The following is a 17,713-nucleotide window of genomic DNA, read 5'->3' as shown; positions in this document are numbered from 1 at the left end:
CATTCTGGATCCGACCGCCCCGCAGTCCTCGACGCGGTCCTCGAACCGGTGTCCCGCGCCGCTCAGATCCGGATCTGCACGGCACCGGAGAGGCGGTCGTGGAGACCGCGGCCGTCGCGGTCCCAGATCAGGGCGGGGATCGCCAGGCAGACCAGCAGGGAGCGGAGCGCGGCGCGGAACGGGGCCAGACGGCCTCCGTTGACGGAGACCACCCGCAGGCCGAAGATCCGCTTGCCCGGGGTCGAGCCGACGGTGCCGACCGTCAGGACGCCCAGCACGAACAGGATGACCAGCGCCCAGTTGCCCGTCGCCTGGTTGTAGCCGTCGGTGATCAAGCCGTATGCGATCAGCAGGCAGAGGGCCCAATCGAGGGCGAGGGCGCCGAGGCGCCGGCCGGGGCGGGCGATCGAGCCGGGACCCTCCTCGGGCAATCCGAGCTGCTGACCGCGGTAACCGAAGTCGACGCCGGCGTCCTCGGCCGCCGCGCGGGGGCCGGAGAGCCAAGATCCGAGTGCTTGCCTGTTGTCCACCCGACCACCGTACTGCGCCCGTTTTTGATCACTTCGGCCCGGGTGGGAATACGGGCTCGGCGAGGACGCCCGCACCCACCCCGGTTAACTTCGACGAAACAAATGGGTCACGCTTGAGAAATCCCGTCTGCCTATGGTCGGGTCCAGCGTGTGCCACCGCACTGGCCGCACGACCGAGCTGCAACCCCGCCCCTCCCCGGGCCGGGAGTAGGAGGAGTTGGATGTCCCAGAACAACGGGTTCCAGAACGCCGACGAGGTCCAGAAGTTCATCAAGGACAACGACGTCAAGATGGTCGACGTCCGGTTCTGCGACCTTCCGGGTGTGATGCAGCACTTCACGATCCCGGCGACGGCTTTCGACCCGGCGGAGGAGCTCGCCTTCGACGGCTCGTCGATCCGCGGCTTCCAGGCCATCCACGAGTCCGACATGGCGCTCCGCCCCGACCTGTCGACGGCCCGGGTGGACCCCTTCCGCCGCGACAAGACGCTGAACATCAACTTCTTCATCCACGACCCGATCACGGGCGAGCAGTACAGCCGTGACCCGCGGAACATCGCGAAGAAGGCCGAGGCGTACCTCGCCTCCACCGGCATCGCCGACACCGCCTACTTCGGTCCCGAGGCCGAGTTCTACGTCTTCGACTCGGTGCGCTTCGAGACCTCGGCGAACCAGGGCTTCTACCACATCGACTCCGAGGCCGGCGCCTGGAACACCGGTGCGGAGGAGAACAACCGGGGCTACAAGGTCCGCTACAAGGGCGGCTACTTCCCGGCCCCGCCGGTCGACCACTTCGCCGACCTGCGCTCCGAGATCTCCCTGGAGCTGGAGAACGTCGGCCTCCAGGTCGAGCGCCAGCACCACGAGGTCGGCACCGCCGGCCAGGCCGAGATCAACTACAAGTTCAACACGCTGCTCGCCGCGGCCGACGACCTGATGCTCTTCAAGTACATCGTGAAGAACGTCGCCTGGCGCAACGGCAAGACCGCGACCTTCATGCCGAAGCCGATCTTCGGTGACAACGGCTCGGGCATGCACGTCCACCAGTCGCTGTGGTCCAACGGCGACCCGCTGTTCTACGACGAGGCGGGCTACGCCGGCCTCTCGGACACCGCCCGCTACTACATCGGCGGCATCCTCAAGCACGCCCCGTCGCTGCTCGCCTTCACCAACCCGACGGTGAACTCGTACCACCGCCTGGTCCCGGGCTTCGAGGCCCCGGTCAACATGGTGTACTCGCAGCGCAACCGCTCCGCCGCCATGCGCATCCCGATCACGGGCTCGAACCCGAAGGCCAAGCGCGTCGAGTTCCGCGCGCCGGACCCGTCCTCGAACCCGTACCTCGCCTTCTCGGCGCTGCTCCTCGCCGGCCTCGACGGCATCAAGAACAAGATCGAGCCGATGGAGCCGATCGACAAGGACCTGTACGAGCTGGCTCCGGAGGAGCACGCCAACGTGCCGCAGGTCCCGACCAACCTGGAGGCCGTCCTCTCCGCCCTGGAGGGGGACAACGAGTACCTGCAGGCCGGCGGCGTCTTCACCTCGGACCTGATCGAGACCTGGATCGACTACAAGCGCACCAACGAGATCGCCCCGATCCAGCTGCGCCCGCACCCGCACGAGTTCGAGCTCTACTTCGACCTCTAAGCCCCACCCGCTCCGCGAGCCGGGGGTCCGTCGCTCCGACGCTCCCCCGCTCCGCACGGAGTCCGCAATGCGCAAGGGGTCCGGCGCCGTCTTCGCCACGCTTCGGTGAAGACGGCGCCGGACCCCTTCCGCGTCCGCCCCGACGCGACCGGCGACGGCGCCCGGCATCCCGCAGGAGCCGCGTCGACCCGGGCACCCCGCTCCGCACGTACGTCCGGCCGCGCCCGCACGCGACGGCGCATCACGGCACGCCCGTCAGCGGGCCTTCGCCCATGTCACGGCATGATCACTCCCTCCGCGGGCCACGCACGGATTCGACACACTGACCGGATGCGCATCAAGATCAGCAGCCTCGTAGCCACCGCCGCACTCGCCACCACCCTCACCGCCTGCGTCAGCACCGGTGACCTCACCACCACTCCGGCCAAGAGGCCCACCGCTCCCGCCGCCTCCGCCACGACCGCCGGCGCCCCGGAGGAGGAGGCCGCCGGGAAGGAGGCGTCCATCGGCGACACCCTCACCCTCAAGGGCATCGAGGACGGCGAACAACTCGCGGCGACGCTGAAGAAGTGGGCCGACCCCGCCGAGTCCAAGGACGAGTTCACGGAGCCGCAGGACGGCATGCGCTGGGTCGCCGCCCAGTTCGAGCTCGTCAACACCGGCACCGCCGTCTACGACGACAGCCCGAGCAACGGCGCCCAGGTCGCCGACACCGAAGGCCAGCGGTTCACGTCCACCTTCGGTGACATCACGGCCGGCCCCTCGATGGCGTCCGCGGTGAAGCTCCCGAAGGGCGAGAAGGCCCTCGGCTGGATCGTGTTCGAAGTGCCGAAGACATCGAAGATCGCCTCGATACAGTTCACGATGAACTCCGGGTTCGCGGACCACACCGGGCAGTGGGCGGTGAAGTAGGGGCCCTCTGGCCGGCCCGTCCGCCCCCTCCCGATGAGGACGTTCCTGCAGGTGGGGCGATGGCCCTCTGGCTTCGCGCCCGGCTTCGGCCTCCGGCTGCGGACCGGACGCGCCAGGGCGGGAGGCGCCACCCCGGTGCTTCCGGGATGACGCCCCCGCGCCGTGTGGTGGCGGAACCGTGCGGAGTCCGGGGTCAGCGACCGTGACGGATCAGGGTGCGGACCATGCGGCAGGTGGCGTCGGAGGGCGGGTGGATGCCGATGTGGTCGGCCGTGCTGCGTATCGTCGCGTTCGTGGCCTTCGACGGGACGTAGACGCCGGCGTCGAGGAGGGCGATCGCGAGGCGCATGGCCTTCAGACGGCGGTTGTGCGACACGTACCACTCGCGGGGCCGTCCCGCGGGGAGCGGCTTCTTCCGGAGCGGCTTCCAGGGTTCGATGGACGGCGTCCGGATCACGGCAAGAGCCATGGGCTACCTCCTGGCGAACGGTGGGTGCGGGCCCTCCCCGGGACCCTCACCTTCACCCTCCATTTTAGGGCCCCGCACTGACAATCGCCCCTGGCCAGAACGGGTTTGGGTGGTGTTGAGGAGGGGCACGGCAGGTACCGTGGGGCCATGGAGATCTGGATCAATCCCGCCTGTTCCAAGTGTCGCAGCGCCCTCACCCTGCTCGACGCGGAGGGCGCCGACTACACGGTGCGGCGCTACCTGGAGGACGTGCCGACGCCCGAGGAGATCCGGGAGGTCCTCAAGCGGCTCGCACTCGAACCCTGGGACATCACGCGCACCCAGGAGGCCGCGGCCAAGGAGCTCGGGGTGAAGGAGTGGCCCCGGGACGCGGCGGCCCGGGAGCGGTGGATCGAAGCGCTGTCCGAGCACCCCGAGCTGATCCAGCGGCCCCTCATCACGGCGGAGGACGGCACCGCCGTGATCGGGAGGACCGAGGAGGCCGTGCGGGACGCACTGTCCCGCTGACCGGGGGCCCGGGGCGCGGGGCGGTCGGGGAACCGGGCGGGTCGCCTCCCGGAGGGGCCGCGCCGCCGCCCCCACGGTTCCCGGAGGACCGGCGGCCGCCCGGTGTTTCCGTCACGCGCCCGCACGGCGCTCCGCCTCGGTGAGGACCTCCGTGAGGCGCAGGCCGAAACGGGCGTCACAGGCATGCGGCTCGCCCGTGCGGGCTGCGGTGACGAGCGCGTCCACGGCAGCGGCGAAGGCCTCCACCGCGCCGTTCCAGCGGGGCAGGTCGGCCCGGCCCCGGGTGCCGTACAGGCTGAGGGTCGCCCCGGCCGCCTCCGGGGGTGCGCTCAGGGTGAGCGTGGCCGTGCTGCTCGCTCCCGAAGCGTGGCGCAGCACCAGATGGCGGGTGTCGTCCGGGCCCGGAACGGCGGTGACCTCGGTGACGTCACCGAGGACCGGCAGATAGACGGAGAGGACGTGCGGGCCGACGTCCCACAGGCCGCCCTTCTCCTTCCGCCAGGGCGAAGCCGCGTACGCGCTGGCGGATCCCGGACCGTAGAGGGAACCCAACCAGTGGGCCTCGCCGAGGAACCAGCCGCCCGCCGCGGCCCGTTCGTCGATCCAGCGCGCCGTCGGCTCCGCGAACCGCAACGTGCAGAAGACCACCGAGGCGACCCCCGCCGCCGCCACCGCACCGGTCACCTCACGGGCGAGTTCCACCGTGGTGGCGACCGGCTTGTCGAGCAGGACGTGGCAGCCGGCCGCCGCCGCCCGGACCGCGAGCGGCGCCTGGACGTCGGGCGGGAGCGCCAGGGCCACGGCGTCGCTCGCCTCGAACAGGGCCTCCACGTCTGCGTACGCACGCGTGCCCGAGGCCCGGGCGAGCTCGGTCGCCGCCTCGGCGCGCCTGCCCCACACCCCGCTGAACGTGATGCCCGGGTGTCCGGCCAGCGCGGGCGCGTGCGTCCGGGCCGCCCAGGGGCCGGTGCCGAGGAGTCCGATGCGGGGCTTCGCCCCCAGGTGCTTCGCCATGCCCCCAGTCTGCCGGCCGGGGGCGGGTCGCGACCGGCCGCCCCTCCTCCCCGCGGGACCCGCGCGGACGGTTCGGGGCCCCGAAACCCACTGGCGGGCATCCCCCGGGCCGGTGCTAGCGTTCCCGTGCCGGCCGCGGGACTCCGGTGCGACTTCCGGAACCTGCCTCTGAAGCAACGTCTTCGCTGTTCGCGCCCTCCTTCCCCGGCCGGCACCCGGACCGGAAAGGCAAGGGCCGCATGTCCGAACTCGTCGCCGCCGAGGACGTCCTGCTCTTCGTGAACGCGGCCGTGACCTCCACCGGCCAGCGGGAGTTCCGCTCCTCCGCCGCCGAGCAGCACTTCTCGCTCGCCTTCCTCCACGCGTACGTGCGCGTCAACTACCGGCCCGTGTACGCCGCCGCCCTCGCACTCGACATCAACGACCACAACGCCGCACTCGTCATCGAGCAACTGCTCCGCACTCCCGGGGAGGCGGAGCCGGGCGAGGGCCGGCTGATCGCCGCGCGTCTCGCGCTGCTGCCCCCGCAGCGGGCGTACCGCCTGTTCGGGGCGCTGCGCACCGCCGGGGTCAACAACCGCCGGACCAGGGCGATCGTGCGCGAGTGGCTCGGGAACCGTCCCGATCCGGCGTTGGACGCGGTGAAGTACCGCAGCGGGTTGAAGACCGCCCTGCGGCACGTCCACGGGCGGCTGCCCGACCCCGAGACCGGGGACTTCCTCTTCTCGCCGGGGCGCCGGGTCCGCTACCGGAGCCCCTTGCTCGACGCCCACCGCCGGGCGCACTACGAGCAGGGGGCGCTGTACGAGTTGCCGTTCACCGTCGCCGAGGGGTTCGCCGCGCGGCACGGGGTGCCCCGCGCGGTGTTCCTGGAGCGGATCGCGCCGCGGATGACGCGCCTGGAGCGGCTGCGCACGGACCGGGCGGCCGATCTGTCGGTGATGCCGCTCACCCGGCTCGCGCTGTACGTGCTGGCGCTCCCGTTCGGGGAACGGGTGGCGCGGCGGGCGGAGCTGACCGACGCGCTGCGGGCTGCGGCCCGGCGCGCGGCGGGCCCGTACGCCGGGAGTTGGGGGCGGGTGGCGGCCGTCCTCGACGACAGCTTCTCCTCCTCCGGCTCGGCGGTGAAGCGGCGCCGGCCGCTGGCCGTGGCGCTCGCTTGCCACTTCCTGTTGGAGGCGCTGGCGGCCCCCGGGGCGTACACCCCCTTGTGGACCTCGGGCGGGAGCGACGCCCTGCTCGTCCGCCCCTTCGGGCCGACCCCCCTCGGCCTGCGGGTCCTGGACGCCCTGGAGGGCGGTCCCGAGCGCCTGGTGATCGTTTCGGACGGTTGGGACAACGCCCCTCCGGGCCTCGCGGGCGAGGTGCTGCGGGTCTGGCGGTCCCGCCTGGACCGGGACCGGAGGACGAGCGTGGTGCATCTGAACCCCGTATACGACGCCGAGGGCTTCGACGTGCGGCGGCTCGCGCCGAGCGTGCCCACCGCCGGCATCAGGGACGCGGAGGACCTGGCGGCCCTGGTGGAGATCGCGCAGTTCGCCGAGGGGCGGACGGGCTTCACCGAGTTGCGGGCCTATCTGGACCGGCGGGTGGAACGGTTCCTGAAGGGGGCGGAACGATGAGCCGGATCGATCTGACCGGGCTCGACGTGCGGCCCTCCCAGGTGTGGGGCGCGGTGCGGCTCGTGCCGCTGGTGCGGGCCGAGCCGGTGCCGGGGCTGCGGCTGCACCGGGAGGTCTACGAGGGCTGGGGGGAGACCCGGGTCGACCTCCACGGGCGCGCCGCGTACACCTCGTACGTGCCGCACGGCTTCGTCGCCGACTGGACGGGGACGGGGGCGGAGGCCGCGGTGTACGGCACCCGGATCGGGAGCGGGGCGACGGACGGGGAAGAACGGTCGGGTGGCGGGGACGCGCGCAGGAGCGCGCCCGTCGCGATGCCCGACCTGGTGCCGGTGCGCCGGCCCTTCCGGATGGCCCGGCGGCAGCGGGGCGCCGACGGCCGGGTCGAACGGCGGCTGCGGTTCCTCCCCCTGCACCTGTCCCTGGAAGGGTACTTGGCACTGCACTTCGGCGGGCCGTCGGTGGCCTGGGACGACATGTCCCGGGAGGCGGTGCGACGGGGCCTGTCACCGCGGGCCGAGGCGGCGTACGCGGGGTGGGCGGTGCCCGGGCTGGCGGAGGCGCTGCGGGTCTTCGAGCTGCACCCGGGGCAGTGCGGGCTGCTGCTGTACGTGGCCGACGCGCTGGCCGCGGCCTTCGTGGTGCCGCACCCGGAGGACTACCGGTTGCTGCATCCGACACTGGTGGAGGACCTCTTCGGGGAGCTGGTGCACCAGTACGCGCACTACGGTGCCCCGGTTCCGGAGTTCACGGCACGGATCCGGGACGGGGCCGGCGGCATCCGCGACCTCGCGGACCTGCGGGCGGCGGCCCGGGAGCAGGAGCGGGCCTGGGCGGCGGCACACGACGGGATGATGGCGCGGGACCTGAGGGAGACGCCGTACGCCTTCGAGCGGGTCCGGCGGGCGGGCCCGTTCGAGCTGTACCGTTTCCTTCCGCCGTTCGAGCGGAACGGGCGGGAGCAGCACATCGGTGAGGTGATCACCGACGGGAAGGGACGGGCCGCCTACCTGAAGACCTTCCGGCTCTCCGAGAACCAGATCCGGAAGGGGTACCTGCTGCAGCGGCTCGCGGGGTGCGACTGGCACCTCGGGCGGACCGCGGAGGCGCTCGGGACCTCGTACACCGAGCTGCTCCGGCGGGTGAGGGGGGCGGGCCTCGGGGCGCTCCTCGACGCCCACGGGGTCGCACGGCGGTCGCGGGACGTGCAGGAAGGCTGAGTAACACGGGGTTCACAAACGAGCAACCGACGGGAAATCCCGTGTTGCGAAGCTGCGGTCGAACAGAAACCGCGCAGTCAGCGCAGAGACCGCAGCTCCTCGCAGTGCCGCGAGCCGAGGCGGAACCCCGCAGCAGCACGCCAAAGGATGAGACCCGTGACCTTCAAGGCTGAGTACATCTGGATCGACGGCACCGAGCCGACCGCGAAGCTTCGCTCGAAGACGAAGATCATCGCCGGTGAGTCCCTCGCCTTCGACGAGCTGCCGATCTGGGGCTTCGACGGTTCCAGCACCAACCAGGCCGAAGGCCACGCCTCGGACCGCGTCCTGAAGCCGGTCTTCTCCTGCCCGGACCCGATCCGCGGCGGCAACGACATCCTGGTGCTGTGCGAGGTCCTCAACACGGACATGACCCCGCACTCCTCCAACACCCGCGCCGCGCTGGCCGAGGTCGCCACCCGGTACGCCGCCCAGGAGTCGATCTTCGGCATCGAGCAGGAGTACACCTTCTTCGACGGCGCCCGTCCGCTCGGCTTCCCGGCGGGCGGCTTCCCGGCCCCGCAGGGCGGCTACTACTGCGGTGTCGGCGCGGACGAGATCCACGGCCGCCCGGTCGTCGAGGCGCACCTGGAGAACTGCCTCAAGGCCGGTCTCGGCATCTCCGGCATCAACGCCGAGGTCATGCCCGGCCAGTGGGAGTTCCAGGTCGGCCCGCTGGCTCCGCTCGAGGTCGCGGACCAGCTGTGGGTGGCCCGCTGGCTGCTCTACCGCACGGCCGAGGACTTCAACGTCTCCGCGACGCTCGAGCCGAAGCCGGTGAAGGGCGACTGGAACGGCGCGGGCGCGCACACCAACTTCTCCACCAAGGCGATGCGCGAGGGCTACGACGCGATCATCACCGCGTGCGAGTCGCTCGGCCAGGGTTCGAAGCCGCTCGACCACGTCAAGAACTACGGTGCCGGCATCGACGAGCGCCTGACCGGTCTGCACGAGACCGCCCCGTGGGACGAGTACTCCTACGGCGTCTCGGACCGCGGCGCCTCGGTCCGCATCCCGTGGCAGGTCGAGCAGGACCAGAAGGGCTACATCGAGGACCGCCGCCCGAACGCGAACGTGGACCCGTACGTGGTGACCCGCCTCATCGTGGACACCTGCTGCGAGGCCCTGGAGAAGGCCGGCCAGGTCTGATCCCGGTCGCTTCGGCACCTCTTCCCGGAGGGGCGCCCACCGCTGCACGCGGTGGGCGCCCCTTCGTCGTGGCGCACGGGGACCGCGGTCAGCACGGGGAGACGGTCGGTGGGCTCCCCGCGTCCGGCCCGGGCGGCGGGCACCGTGGCCGCGGCGTTCCGCCGCCGGCGGAATCCTCCGGGAGCAGAACTCCCTGGCCTCCCGCACACCGGGCGGGCAGGCTCGGGCCATGAAGCTACTGATGCTCGGAGGAACGGAGTTCGTCGGCCGCGCGATCGCCGAGGCGGCCGTCGACCGGGGCTGGGAGGTGACGGTCTTCCACCGCGGCACCCACGCGCCCCCGGCGGGCGTCCGGGTGCTGACCGGGGACCGCACCGCGGCGGGGGGGCTCGCCGCCCTCTCCACCGGCTCCTGGGACGTCGTCGTGGATACCTGGTCGGCGGCGCCCTCGGCGGTGCGGGACGCGGCCCGGCTGCTGGCGGACCGGGCCGGCCGGTACGCGTACGTGTCGAGCCGCTCCGTGTACGCCTGGCCGCCCGCCGCCGGACTCGCGGAGGACGGTCCGCTGGTCGAGGGTTCCCCGGACGACGGGGAGGTGCCGTACGGGGAAGCCAAGCGGGGCGGGGAGCTCGCCGCCACCGCGGCCTTCGGTCCCGAGGGCGCGCTGCTCGTGCGGGCGGGCCTGATCCTCGGTCCGTACGAGAACGTGGGCCGGCTTCCCTGGTGGCTGGGACGGATCGCACGGGGCGGGGCCGTTCTGGCACCGGGGCCGCGGACCCTGCCGCTCCAGTACGTGGACGTCCGCGACCTGGCCGCGTGGACGCTGGACGCGGCGGCGGCCGGGCTCTCGGGACCGTACAACCTGGTCTCGCCGCCCGGGCACACCACCATGGGCGGGCTGCTCGACGCCTGCGTGCGGGTGACCGGTTCCGAGGCCGTGCTGCACTGGGCTCCGCCGGAGGCGGTCCTCGCCGCCGGCGCGGCGCCCTGGACGGAGCTGCCCGTGTGGTTGCCGCCGGGGGAGATGTTCGACGCCCTGTACACCGCCGACGTCTCGCGGGCGCTCGCCACCGGGCTGCGGTGCCGACCGGTCGGGGAGACGGTGGCCGACACCTGGAGCTGGCTGGAGTCGCTCGGCGGGGTCGCCCCCCACCGTGCTGACCGCCCGGGGGTCGGGCTCGCCCCGGAGCGGGAGGCAGAGGTCCTGGCGGCGCTCGCGGAGGGGTGAGGGGCGGTCGGGGCGGCTCCCGCGCGGAAGTCTCCCGGAGCGGCGCAGGGGCGCGGACCCGCCGGGAGTCGGTCGATCCCTTACGGTCGACAGGAACGCGCACGAACCGGAGGAAACCGACGCCATGCCCGCCATCCCCGCCGCCTCCGTCGCCAACCTCCGCGATCTCGGCGGCCTGCCCCTCGGTGACGGGCGCTCGGTCCGGCCGGGGCTCGTGCTCCGCTCCGCGCAGCTCGACCGGCTCGACCCCGCCGAGCCGGTGATCGCCGGCCTCGGCATCCGGACCGTCGTCGACCTCCGGACCGGGGTCGAGCGCGGCGAGCGGCCCGACCGGCTCCCCGCCGGCGCCCGGCTGCTGGTCGCGGACGTCCTCGCCGACTACCTGGCGGGCAGCGGGCTCCCGCCCGCCGCCCGTCTGAAGGCCCTGCTCGCCGACCCGGCGCTCGCCGAGGAACACTTGAGCGGGGGCCGGGTCCGCGCGGCCTTCGCCCGGACCTACCGGACCTTCGTCTCCGGTGATGCGGCCCGTGCCTCCTACCGCGCCCTGCTCGGCGAGCTGGGCGCTCCGGGCGCGGGGCCGCTGCTCTTCCACTGCTCCGCGGGCAAGGACCGGACCGGCTGGGCGGCCACGGTCGTCCTGTCGTTGCTCGGTGCGGACGAGGCGACGGTGCGGGCCGAGTACCTGTCGGTCAACCCGGCGGTGCGCTGGGCGTTCGCGCCGATGATCGAGGGGTTCACGGCCCAGGGCGGCGATCCCGAGCTCGCGCTCGAACTGATCGGGGTGCTGCCGGAGTACCTGGACGCGGCGCTCGATGAGGTGGAGGTGCGGCACGGGTCGATGGAGAAGTACGTGCGGGAGGGACTCGGCGTCCCGGACGGGGTGACGGAGCTGATCCGGGAACGGCTGACGGTCACCGCGGCCTGAGCTCCGTGGTCGGGCCCCGGCGGGAGGACGCGACGGGGCGGTCCGGACCCGGCGGGGGTCCGGCGGGGCGGACGGGACGGCCCGGGAAGCACCACGACCGGAACCGGGGTGACCATCAGAAGAATCGCTCGTTCTGCTGAACGTGAGCACCCAGGATCTCCGTCCCGCACCCGTGGGCCCCGTCGACGTCGAGCAGGCCGAGGCCGCGCTCGTCGAGAGCTATGCACGGTTCGTCCGCATCGCCTATCTCGTCCTCCCGCCGACCCTCGGCCGCAACCGCCGGGTGCTGACCGCACACGCGCTCGTCCAGCGGTCACTGCCGCGCCGACGGGTTCCCGGCCCTGCCGTGCCCGGGCCCCGGCAGGCCGAGGACGCGGTCGATCCCGGCTATGCGTACGTGCGGGTCGAGGTGCTCCGACAAGCCCTGGTGGCCGGCCTTCCGCTCCGGCGGCTCGCGCTGCCGCAGCGGGCCCAGTTCCCGCCGCTGCTGCCGCACGTGTGGGGGCTCCGGCTCTTCCCGCGGGTGGGCGGCGCCGATGAACTCGCCCTGGACCAGAAGTTGTCCCGGCTCTCCGGGCCGGGCCGTGCGGCGTACGTGCTCCGCGGCCTGGAGCGCCAGGGCGATCCGGAGGTCCTGCGCGTGCTGGCCGCAGCCGGCGTCGAGGACCCGGCGGCGGCACTGGCGGAGGCGGACGCGCTGGAGGAACCCGGCGCGGCGGCGGGGGCGGACGCCACGGCCGGGGCCGGCGGGCGGCCCGTTCCCGGCCCGAGCGGTGAGCGGGCCGGCCGCAACGGGGGAACCGAGGAGTCGGAGGGGGTGGCGGCCCCTTCCGGGGGGCCGGGCGGACCGACGGAGGGTGTCCCCGGGGGGCCGACCCTCCCCCGGGGCGCCAGCGGCGCCACGCTGCTGGAGTCGGACGAGTTCGACCCCTGCGCGCTCCAGGCCCGGCCGACCGATCTGATGCGCCGGCGCCAGCACGCGAGGGCCGCGCTCGTCGCCGTCACCGCGCTCGTCGTGTGCGGAACGCTGCTCGGGCTCCCCGGGGACGGCTGGGGCAGAAACGGTGCTGCCGCCCCTTCGTACGCCCGCAACCCCGCCGCCGAAGCCGCCCTCGACCCCGCTGCGGTCAAGCGGGTGGGACCCTCGGTGTGGCCCGGGGCGACCCGGCGGGACTTCTCCGCCTGGCCGGCGCGCGGCGGGCTGGCCGGGGACGGCGAACTCCTGCGGCGGGCGCTCGCCGTGTGGGCGCGGCCCGGCGCCTCCGTGCACGCGTCCGCGACGCCGGGGACGCCCGTCGGGCCGCCCATGGGGCCGCCCCAACTGCTGTTCGCGGACCGGGTCGACGGGATGCGGGTGGTGCTCTTCCACGACGGGCTGCGGGCCGTGCGGTACGCGGAGCCGGTCGAAGGGACGGCCGGGGCCGCCCTGGACTTCGCGCGGACGGACGGGGCCGACGCGGTCGGTTCGGCGGCGCTGGTCGTGTCCCGCGCGGCGGGCAACGTGCGCTATCTGACGGCCCCCTGGGTGCGGGAGACGGCCGTACGGGACCTCCTCTCGCCGACGAAGGACCCGCGCCCGCTGCAACGGAACGCCACCGGGGTGACCGATCCCGTGCCGGGCCCCGCTTCCTCGGGCGCTTGCACCCGCTGGAACGCCCTTCGGGTGCAGGACGGTTCGGGGGTCCGACTGCTCACCGACCTCGGCGAGTTGGCGCCCGCGCGGCTGTTGTGGGGGGCGCCGACCTCTCCGGCGGATGCGACGGGGCGCGAGGCGCGGGAGGCCTGGGCGCGGACGGCGTGCCAGCTGACCGCGGTGCGGGCGCGCGGGGTGCGTTCGGTGAACGCATGGCGGTTCGCGGAGCAGCCGCTCCCGGAGGGCGCCGGGAGCGGAACCTGGCTGTGCACCCGTGCGGAGACCTGGCGGGGCACCGGCAGCCGGGTCCTGGCCCAGTTCCTCGTTCCGTCGCCGGAGGTTCCGGCCGCGCTGGCGGCCAGCGCGGAGGGGTCGTCGGCCTGCGGGGTGCGCAACCCCCGGATGCTCGCCGGCGTGTTGTGGCGGGCGCCGGGCGGCGACTGGTTCGTCCTGGCGGCGGGTAGCAAGGACTTCGTGTCCCTGCGGGTCTCGGGCGGGGTGGAGGCCAGGGGGCGCGGCCCGTTGCTGGCGGTGCCGACGGAGGCGGGCGCGCGGGCGGACCTGGCGGGGACGCTGCGGGACGGGACGCACTGGACCGCCCCGCGCTGAAGAGGGGCCAAAAAGACGCCGCACGGATCTGTTGCCAGCGCCCTACCCCTCAGTACATTGACGTCATGTCTAATACGCAGCCTGCACCGGTGGCGTCGGAGCACGTCGAACTCAAGGCCCGCAAGGTCTCCTTCGACTGGGAGGGGACACCGCTCCACTGGGTACCGGGCGACCCCTTCACCACCCACACCATCAACGTGCTGCACCTGCTCCTGCCGGCCGGCGAGCGCTGGTTCGTGCACGTCTACAAGCAGGCGCTGCCGCACATCACCGACGACCGGCTGCGCGAGGACGTCATCGGCTTCATCGGCCAGGAGGCCATCCACTCCCAGGCCCACGACGACGTCCTCCCGCACCTGCGGAAACAGGGACTCGACCCCACTCCGTACACCGCGCAGATCGACTGGTTCTTCGAAAAGCTCCTCGGGGACCGGACCCTGCCGCCCGGTCGCCCGCGCCGCTGGTGGCTGAGGGAACGGGTCGCCCTGATCGCCGCCATCGAGCACTACACCGCCTTCCTGGGCGACTGGGTCCTCAACGCCGAGGCACTCGACCGGGTCGGCGCCGACCCGACCATGCTGGACCTGCTGCGCTGGCACGGCGCGGAAGAGGTCGAGCACCGGGCCGTCGCCTTCGACCTCTTCATGCACCTCGACGGCGGCTACCGGCGCCGCGCCCGCACCTGGGCGCTCGCCTTCTCCACCCTGGTCTTCCTCTGGCAGCGGGGCATCCGCTTCTTCATGGAGAACGACCCCTCCCTGCTCGACCCGAAGGCCTCCTTCGCGGACTTCGTCCGCAAGGGCCGCCAGGGCCTGCTGCCCTCCACCCCGGCGATGCTGCGCTCGGTCCCCCGCTACCTCAGCCGCTCCTACCACCCCACCCAGGAGGGCGACACCGCCCAGGCCATGGCCTATCTGGCGGCCTCCCCCGGCGCCAACGGAGGACGCTGATGCCCCGGTTCACCACGGTCGCGCTCGTCGCCGGAGCCGCGCTGCTCGCCCGTCGCGCCGTCCGCAGCCGCATGTCCACGGCCCCGCTGTGGCCGATGCCCTCGCTCGACGAACCCGTGTCGGGGTACGGCCGGGGCAGCACCGTCCCGCGCAAGGTCCGGGTGACCGGACGCACCACCCCCGCCGAGGGCGTCGTCGAACTGCGCCTGGAGGGCGACGGGCTGCCCTCCTGGCAGCCGGGCGCCCACGTCGACCTCGTCCTGCCGTCGGGCCTCGTCCGGCAGTACTCGCTCTGCGGCGATCCGGCCGACGCCCGTGCCTACACGGTGGCGACGCGGCTCGTCGAGGACGGTCGGGGCGGCTCGCGCGAGGTGCACGAACGGCTCCGGGAGGGCATGGAGATCGAATTCCGGGGCCCCCGCAACCGCTTCCCGCTCGTCGACTCCCCCGCGTACGTCTTCGTCGCCGGCGGCATCGGCATCACACCGGTCCTCCCGATGCTGCGCGCCGCCGAGGCGGCGGGAGCGGACTGGCGGCTGCTGTACTGCGGGCGCACCCGAACCACCATGCCCTACCTGACCGAGGTCGAGGAGTGGGGCGGCGACCGGGTCACCGTGGTGGCCGAGGACGAGTCCGGCCGCCCCGACCTCGGTTTCCTCGCACGGCTGGCCCCGGAGACCGCCGTGTACTGCTGCGGACCCGAGGGCCTCATGGAGGCGGTGAGCGCGGGGATGCCGGACGGCAGGACGGCGCGCCTGGAGCGCTTCACGGCCGCCACCACCGCGGGCGGCACCGCCTTCGAGGTCGAACTGCGGCGCACCGGACGCACCTTGACGGTGGCGGCCGATCAATCGCTGCTGGCGGCGGTGCGCCGGGAACTGCCCGACCTCACGTACTCCTGCCAGCAGGGCTTCTGCGGGACCTGCCAACAGCGGGTCCTGGAGGGCGAGGTCGACCACCGGGACGAGCTCCTCACCGAAGCCGAGCGGAACGACTCGATGCTGATCTGCGTCTCGCGCTGCGCCGGGAAGCGACTCGTCCTCGACCTCTAGGGATCAGGGCAGCACCAACCAGTCCAGGGCCAGCGCGGTCAGCAGACCGCCGGCCAGGAGCCAGGTGCCGAGGCGGGTGCGGCCGTTGCGGGAGAGTTCGATCACGATGCCGCAGAGGATCATGGCGAGGCCGTAGACGCCGACGACGAGGACGGACGTGCGGCTCGCGCGCCGCACCACGAGCACCACGGCGAGGGCGACCAGGAGCACGGACGCGGCGGCGACCCGCAGGCGCCGCGCCTGCTTCGGCGTGAGCCCCTCCCCCCGGACCCCGTCGGGGACCTCCGACTCCTCGGAGGACAGGGGTGGTTCGGGGGTTCCGGGGGCCTTCGGGGCGGCACCGGCCCCGCGGTCCCCTCGGGTCCCGCCGACCCCGTCGGCCTCCGGTGCGTCTGCCGTCGGGGTGTCCTGGTCGGAAGCGCTCATGGGGCAGGAGCGTAACGGACACCGTTAGGCTGTTGGCATGACGACCGGGGTGCGCCGCAGGATGGGCGTCGAGGAGCGCAAGCAGCAGTTGATCGGGGTGGCCCTCGAACTCTTCAGCAGCCGCTCTCCCGACGAGGTGTCGATCGACGAGATCGCCGCGGCCGCGGGGATCTCGCGACCACTGGTCTACCACTACTTCCCCGGCAAGCAGAGCCTCTACGAGGCGGCGCTGCGGCGGGCGGCGGACGAACTGGCGGCCCGGTTCGTGGAACCGCCGAGCGGGCCGCTCGGGGCCCGGCTGCTGCGGGTGATGAGCCGCTTCTTCGACTTCGTGGACGAGCACGGGCCAGGTTTCTCGGCGCTGATGCGCGGCGGTCCCGCGGTGGGCTCCTCCACGACCAACGCCATGATCGACGAGGTCCGACAGGCGGCGTACGAGCAGATCCTGGCGCACCTGGAGGTCGAGGCGCCCACCGCGCGGCTCGAACTGGTCGTCCGCTCCTGGGTGTCGCTCGCCGAATCGACGGCGCTGCTCTGGTTGGACGGGCGCCGGGTCCCGCGCGCCGAGCTGGAGTTGCAGCTGGTGCACGACTTCGCGGCGCTGGCTGCGGTGAGCGCCGCGCACGACGCGGAGATGGCGGAGGTCCTGGTCCGGATCCTCGCGGACGAGCCGGCCGACGGCCCCTTCGGGGACCTGATGGCCCGGCTCGCCGCGCTGCTCCCGTCCGCGGCGCCCGTCGTGCCCGATCAGCGCTTGCGGTAGGACGCCTCCAGGTCGCGCACCTCGACGAAGAGGAGGACTCCGTCCGTCGCCTTGAGGTGTCGGGGCAACAGGTCGAGCACGGCCTCCGCGAGCCGGGCCTTGGCCCCCTCCGTACGGCCTGGCAGCAGGGCGACCTCGACGTGCACGCTCGCGGCGACGGTCCCGCCGTCCCCGACGACCGTCTCTTCGACCTCGCGGAAGCGGGTCTTGCAGTCCTCGACCGCGGCGTCGACGGTCTCCGCGACGAGCGGGTGCAGGGCCAGCGCGAAGCCGCGCCGGTCGAGGGGCGCGGAGTAGTCGACGGTGATCTGCGGCATGGGGTCACTCCTGGTGAGGGGGCTGTCTGGCCACACCCTTACGGTGGGGGCCATGGACGCACAAGTGACCTTCCGGCGAGCGGGCGAACACGATCTGGACCTCTTGGCGGGGTTGTTCGACGGGGCCGCGCACTGGATGGTGCGGAACGGGATCGACCAGTGGAGGCCCGGGGCCAAGGGGCCCGCGCACTTCCGGGAGCGGATCGCCGCGGGTGAGGTGTGGCTGGCCGTGCACGGGAGCCGAGCGGTCGGCGCGTACGAGCTGTGGTGGGAGGACCGGGAGGTCTGGGGGCCGCAACCGCCGGTGGCGGGGTACGTGCACCGGCTGATGACCGACCGGGGGGCGGCGCCCGCCGGTGCGGGACGGGCCCTCCTCGCCCACGCGGAGGGCCGGATCGCCGCCTCGGGCCGGTCCTTGGCCCGGCTGGACTGCGAGGCGCACAACCGGCGTCTGGAGACCTATTACGAGGAGGCGGGGTACACGGCCGTCGGCCCGCCCCGGGAGAAGGTCGGGGCCGACGGCCGGCGGTACGCGGTGCAGCCGATAGAGAAGGACCTGGCGTGACGGGTGCCGCAGCGCGGCGCGGGCCCCGGGGCCCGGCCGCCGGCCCCGCCCCCGGGCCGCAGGTCCGGTGTACCCCGGGGACACCGCCCCCCACCCGGCCGGCCCCCGGGCCGGGGCCGCGGCCCGCGCGTCCCCCC

At 73.5% G+C, this 17,713-nt stretch carries 18 protein-coding genes; 13 read left to right on the top strand and 5 right to left on the bottom strand.

Annotated elements, in window-relative coordinates:
• Window positions 1-62 precede the first annotated feature (62 nt).
• The gene (locus ACFW22_RS26360; RefSeq protein ID WP_386409038.1) at window positions 63-530 is read right to left on the bottom strand and encodes an RDD family protein; all 468 of its coding nucleotides are present in this window, start codon (window positions 528-530) and stop codon (window positions 63-65) included.
• A 221-nt stretch (window positions 531-751) separates the two neighbouring features.
• On the opposite strand from ACFW22_RS26360, the gene glnA reads away from it, so the two are divergent.
• A complete protein-coding gene (gene glnA / locus ACFW22_RS26355; protein ID WP_386409036.1) occupies window positions 752-2,176 on the top strand; it encodes a type I glutamate--ammonia ligase in 1,425 nt (474 codons plus the stop codon).
• Between the two features lie 330 nt (window positions 2,177-2,506).
• On the top strand, window positions 2,507-3,088 hold the full coding sequence (locus ACFW22_RS26350; protein WP_386409034.1) for a DUF4352 domain-containing protein: 582 nt from the start codon (window positions 2,507-2,509) through the stop codon (window positions 3,086-3,088).
• 193 nt (window positions 3,089-3,281) lie between these two features.
• On the opposite strand, the gene ACFW22_RS26345 is transcribed toward ACFW22_RS26350, so the two are convergent.
• On the bottom strand, window positions 3,282-3,557 hold the full coding sequence (locus tag ACFW22_RS26345; RefSeq protein WP_384882539.1) for a hypothetical protein: 276 nt from the start codon (window positions 3,555-3,557) through the stop codon (window positions 3,282-3,284).
• Between the two features lie 147 nt (window positions 3,558-3,704).
• Here ACFW22_RS26345 and ACFW22_RS26340 point away from each other — a divergent pair, with 147 nt between their 5' ends.
• Window positions 3,705-4,064, top strand: a complete 360-nt coding sequence (locus ACFW22_RS26340; protein WP_386409031.1) for an ArsC/Spx/MgsR family protein — start codon at window positions 3,705-3,707, stop codon at window positions 4,062-4,064.
• A 111-nt stretch (window positions 4,065-4,175) separates the two neighbouring features.
• On the opposite strand, the gene ACFW22_RS26335 is transcribed toward ACFW22_RS26340, so the two are convergent.
• On the bottom strand, window positions 4,176-5,078 hold the full coding sequence (locus ACFW22_RS26335; RefSeq protein ID WP_386409029.1) for a Gfo/Idh/MocA family protein: 903 nt from the start codon (window positions 5,076-5,078) through the stop codon (window positions 4,176-4,178).
• A gap of 239 nt (window positions 5,079-5,317) precedes the next feature.
• Between ACFW22_RS26335 and ACFW22_RS26330 the strand changes: the two genes are divergently transcribed.
• From ACFW22_RS26330 to ACFW22_RS26295, 8 genes are all read left to right on the top strand, one after another.
• The gene (locus tag ACFW22_RS26330; protein WP_386409027.1) at window positions 5,318-6,700 is read left to right on the top strand and encodes a hypothetical protein; all 1,383 of its coding nucleotides are present in this window, start codon (window positions 5,318-5,320) and stop codon (window positions 6,698-6,700) included.
• Complete coding sequence (locus ACFW22_RS26325) at window positions 6,697-7,920, top strand: hypothetical protein (protein WP_386409025.1); 1,224 nt, start codon at window positions 6,697-6,699, stop codon at window positions 7,918-7,920. The genes ACFW22_RS26330 and ACFW22_RS26325 overlap by 4 nt, the downstream gene beginning before the upstream one ends.
• A 156-nt stretch (window positions 7,921-8,076) precedes the next feature.
• Window positions 8,077-9,108, top strand: a complete 1,032-nt coding sequence (glnII, locus tag ACFW22_RS26320) for a glutamine synthetase (protein ID WP_386409023.1) — start codon at window positions 8,077-8,079, stop codon at window positions 9,106-9,108.
• A gap of 229 nt (window positions 9,109-9,337) precedes the next feature.
• On the top strand, window positions 9,338-10,336 hold the full coding sequence (locus ACFW22_RS26315) for an NAD-dependent epimerase/dehydratase family protein (protein WP_386409021.1): 999 nt from the start codon (window positions 9,338-9,340) through the stop codon (window positions 10,334-10,336).
• Window positions 10,337-10,460: 124 nt separating this feature from the next.
• Window positions 10,461-11,261: a tyrosine-protein phosphatase gene (locus ACFW22_RS26310; protein WP_386409019.1), complete on the top strand. Its 801-nt coding sequence runs from the start codon at window positions 10,461-10,463 to the stop codon at window positions 11,259-11,261.
• Window positions 11,262-11,403: 142 nt separating this feature from the next.
• A complete protein-coding gene (locus ACFW22_RS26305; protein WP_386409017.1) occupies window positions 11,404-13,503 on the top strand; it encodes a hypothetical protein in 2,100 nt (699 codons plus the stop codon).
• Between the two features lie 65 nt (window positions 13,504-13,568).
• A complete protein-coding gene (locus ACFW22_RS26300; protein WP_386409015.1) occupies window positions 13,569-14,453 on the top strand; it encodes a metal-dependent hydrolase in 885 nt (294 codons plus the stop codon).
• Window positions 14,453-15,505, top strand: coding sequence for a PDR/VanB family oxidoreductase (locus ACFW22_RS26295; protein WP_386409013.1), 1,053 nt, complete (start codon window positions 14,453-14,455; stop codon window positions 15,503-15,505). Before ACFW22_RS26300 ends, ACFW22_RS26295 begins: the two co-directional genes overlap by 1 nt.
• A 3-nt stretch (window positions 15,506-15,508) precedes the next feature.
• Here the strand turns inward: ACFW22_RS26295 and ACFW22_RS26290 are convergent, their stop codons facing one another.
• On the bottom strand, window positions 15,509-15,931 hold the full coding sequence (locus ACFW22_RS26290; RefSeq protein ID WP_386409011.1) for a hypothetical protein: 423 nt from the start codon (window positions 15,929-15,931) through the stop codon (window positions 15,509-15,511).
• 37 nt (window positions 15,932-15,968) lie between these two features.
• Between ACFW22_RS26290 and ACFW22_RS26285 the strand changes: the two genes are divergently transcribed.
• A complete protein-coding gene (locus ACFW22_RS26285) occupies window positions 15,969-16,694 on the top strand; it encodes a TetR/AcrR family transcriptional regulator (protein WP_386409009.1) in 726 nt (241 codons plus the stop codon).
• Here ACFW22_RS26285 and ACFW22_RS26280 read toward each other — a convergent pair.
• The gene (locus ACFW22_RS26280; RefSeq protein ID WP_386409007.1) at window positions 16,679-17,011 is read right to left on the bottom strand and encodes a 5-carboxymethyl-2-hydroxymuconate Delta-isomerase; all 333 of its coding nucleotides are present in this window, start codon (window positions 17,009-17,011) and stop codon (window positions 16,679-16,681) included. The genes ACFW22_RS26285 and ACFW22_RS26280 overlap by 16 nt on opposite strands.
• 52 nt (window positions 17,012-17,063) lie before the next feature.
• Here ACFW22_RS26280 and ACFW22_RS26275 point away from each other — a divergent pair, with 52 nt between their 5' ends.
• On the top strand, window positions 17,064-17,576 hold the full coding sequence (locus ACFW22_RS26275; RefSeq protein WP_386409005.1) for a GNAT family N-acetyltransferase: 513 nt from the start codon (window positions 17,064-17,066) through the stop codon (window positions 17,574-17,576).
• Window positions 17,577-17,713: the final 137 nt, after the last annotated feature.

It is taken from the genome of Streptomyces sp. NPDC058872 (genome assembly GCF_042743065.1).
Classification (GTDB): domain Bacteria; phylum Actinomycetota; class Actinomycetes; order Streptomycetales; family Streptomycetaceae; genus Streptomyces.
Note: the sequence above shows the minus strand (reverse complement) of the source record. Positions and strands in the feature narration are given on the sequence as shown.

Excerpts from the sequence above, each read along its gene's own strand:
- ACFW22_RS26290 (WP_386409011.1), bottom strand. The coding sequence starts at position 15,931 with ATGAGCGCTTCCGACCAGGACACCCCGACGGCAGACGCACCGGAGGCC.
- ACFW22_RS26345 (WP_384882539.1), bottom strand. The coding sequence starts at position 3,557 with ATGGCTCTTGCCGTGATCCGGACGCCGTCCATCGAACCCTGGAAGCCG.
- ACFW22_RS26280 (WP_386409007.1), bottom strand. The coding sequence starts at position 17,011 with ATGCCGCAGATCACCGTCGACTACTCCGCGCCCCTCGACCGGCGCGGC.
- ACFW22_RS26285 (WP_386409009.1), top strand. The coding sequence starts at position 15,969 with ATGACGACCGGGGTGCGCCGCAGGATGGGCGTCGAGGAGCGCAAGCAG.
- ACFW22_RS26325 (WP_386409025.1), top strand. The coding sequence starts at position 6,697 with ATGAGCCGGATCGATCTGACCGGGCTCGACGTGCGGCCCTCCCAGGTG.
- ACFW22_RS26335 (WP_386409029.1), bottom strand. The coding sequence starts at position 5,078 with ATGGCGAAGCACCTGGGGGCGAAGCCCCGCATCGGACTCCTCGGCACC.
- ACFW22_RS26300 (WP_386409015.1), top strand. The coding sequence starts at position 13,569 with ATGTCTAATACGCAGCCTGCACCGGTGGCGTCGGAGCACGTCGAACTC.
- ACFW22_RS26275 (WP_386409005.1), top strand. The coding sequence starts at position 17,064 with ATGGACGCACAAGTGACCTTCCGGCGAGCGGGCGAACACGATCTGGAC.
- ACFW22_RS26350 (WP_386409034.1), top strand. The coding sequence starts at position 2,507 with ATGCGCATCAAGATCAGCAGCCTCGTAGCCACCGCCGCACTCGCCACC.
- ACFW22_RS26310 (WP_386409019.1), top strand. The coding sequence starts at position 10,461 with ATGCCCGCCATCCCCGCCGCCTCCGTCGCCAACCTCCGCGATCTCGGC.
- glnA (WP_386409036.1), top strand. The coding sequence starts at position 752 with ATGTCCCAGAACAACGGGTTCCAGAACGCCGACGAGGTCCAGAAGTTC.
- ACFW22_RS26330 (WP_386409027.1), top strand. The coding sequence starts at position 5,318 with ATGTCCGAACTCGTCGCCGCCGAGGACGTCCTGCTCTTCGTGAACGCG.
- ACFW22_RS26340 (WP_386409031.1), top strand. The coding sequence starts at position 3,705 with ATGGAGATCTGGATCAATCCCGCCTGTTCCAAGTGTCGCAGCGCCCTC.
- ACFW22_RS26295 (WP_386409013.1), top strand. The coding sequence starts at position 14,453 with ATGCCCCGGTTCACCACGGTCGCGCTCGTCGCCGGAGCCGCGCTGCTC.
- ACFW22_RS26315 (WP_386409021.1), top strand. The coding sequence starts at position 9,338 with ATGAAGCTACTGATGCTCGGAGGAACGGAGTTCGTCGGCCGCGCGATC.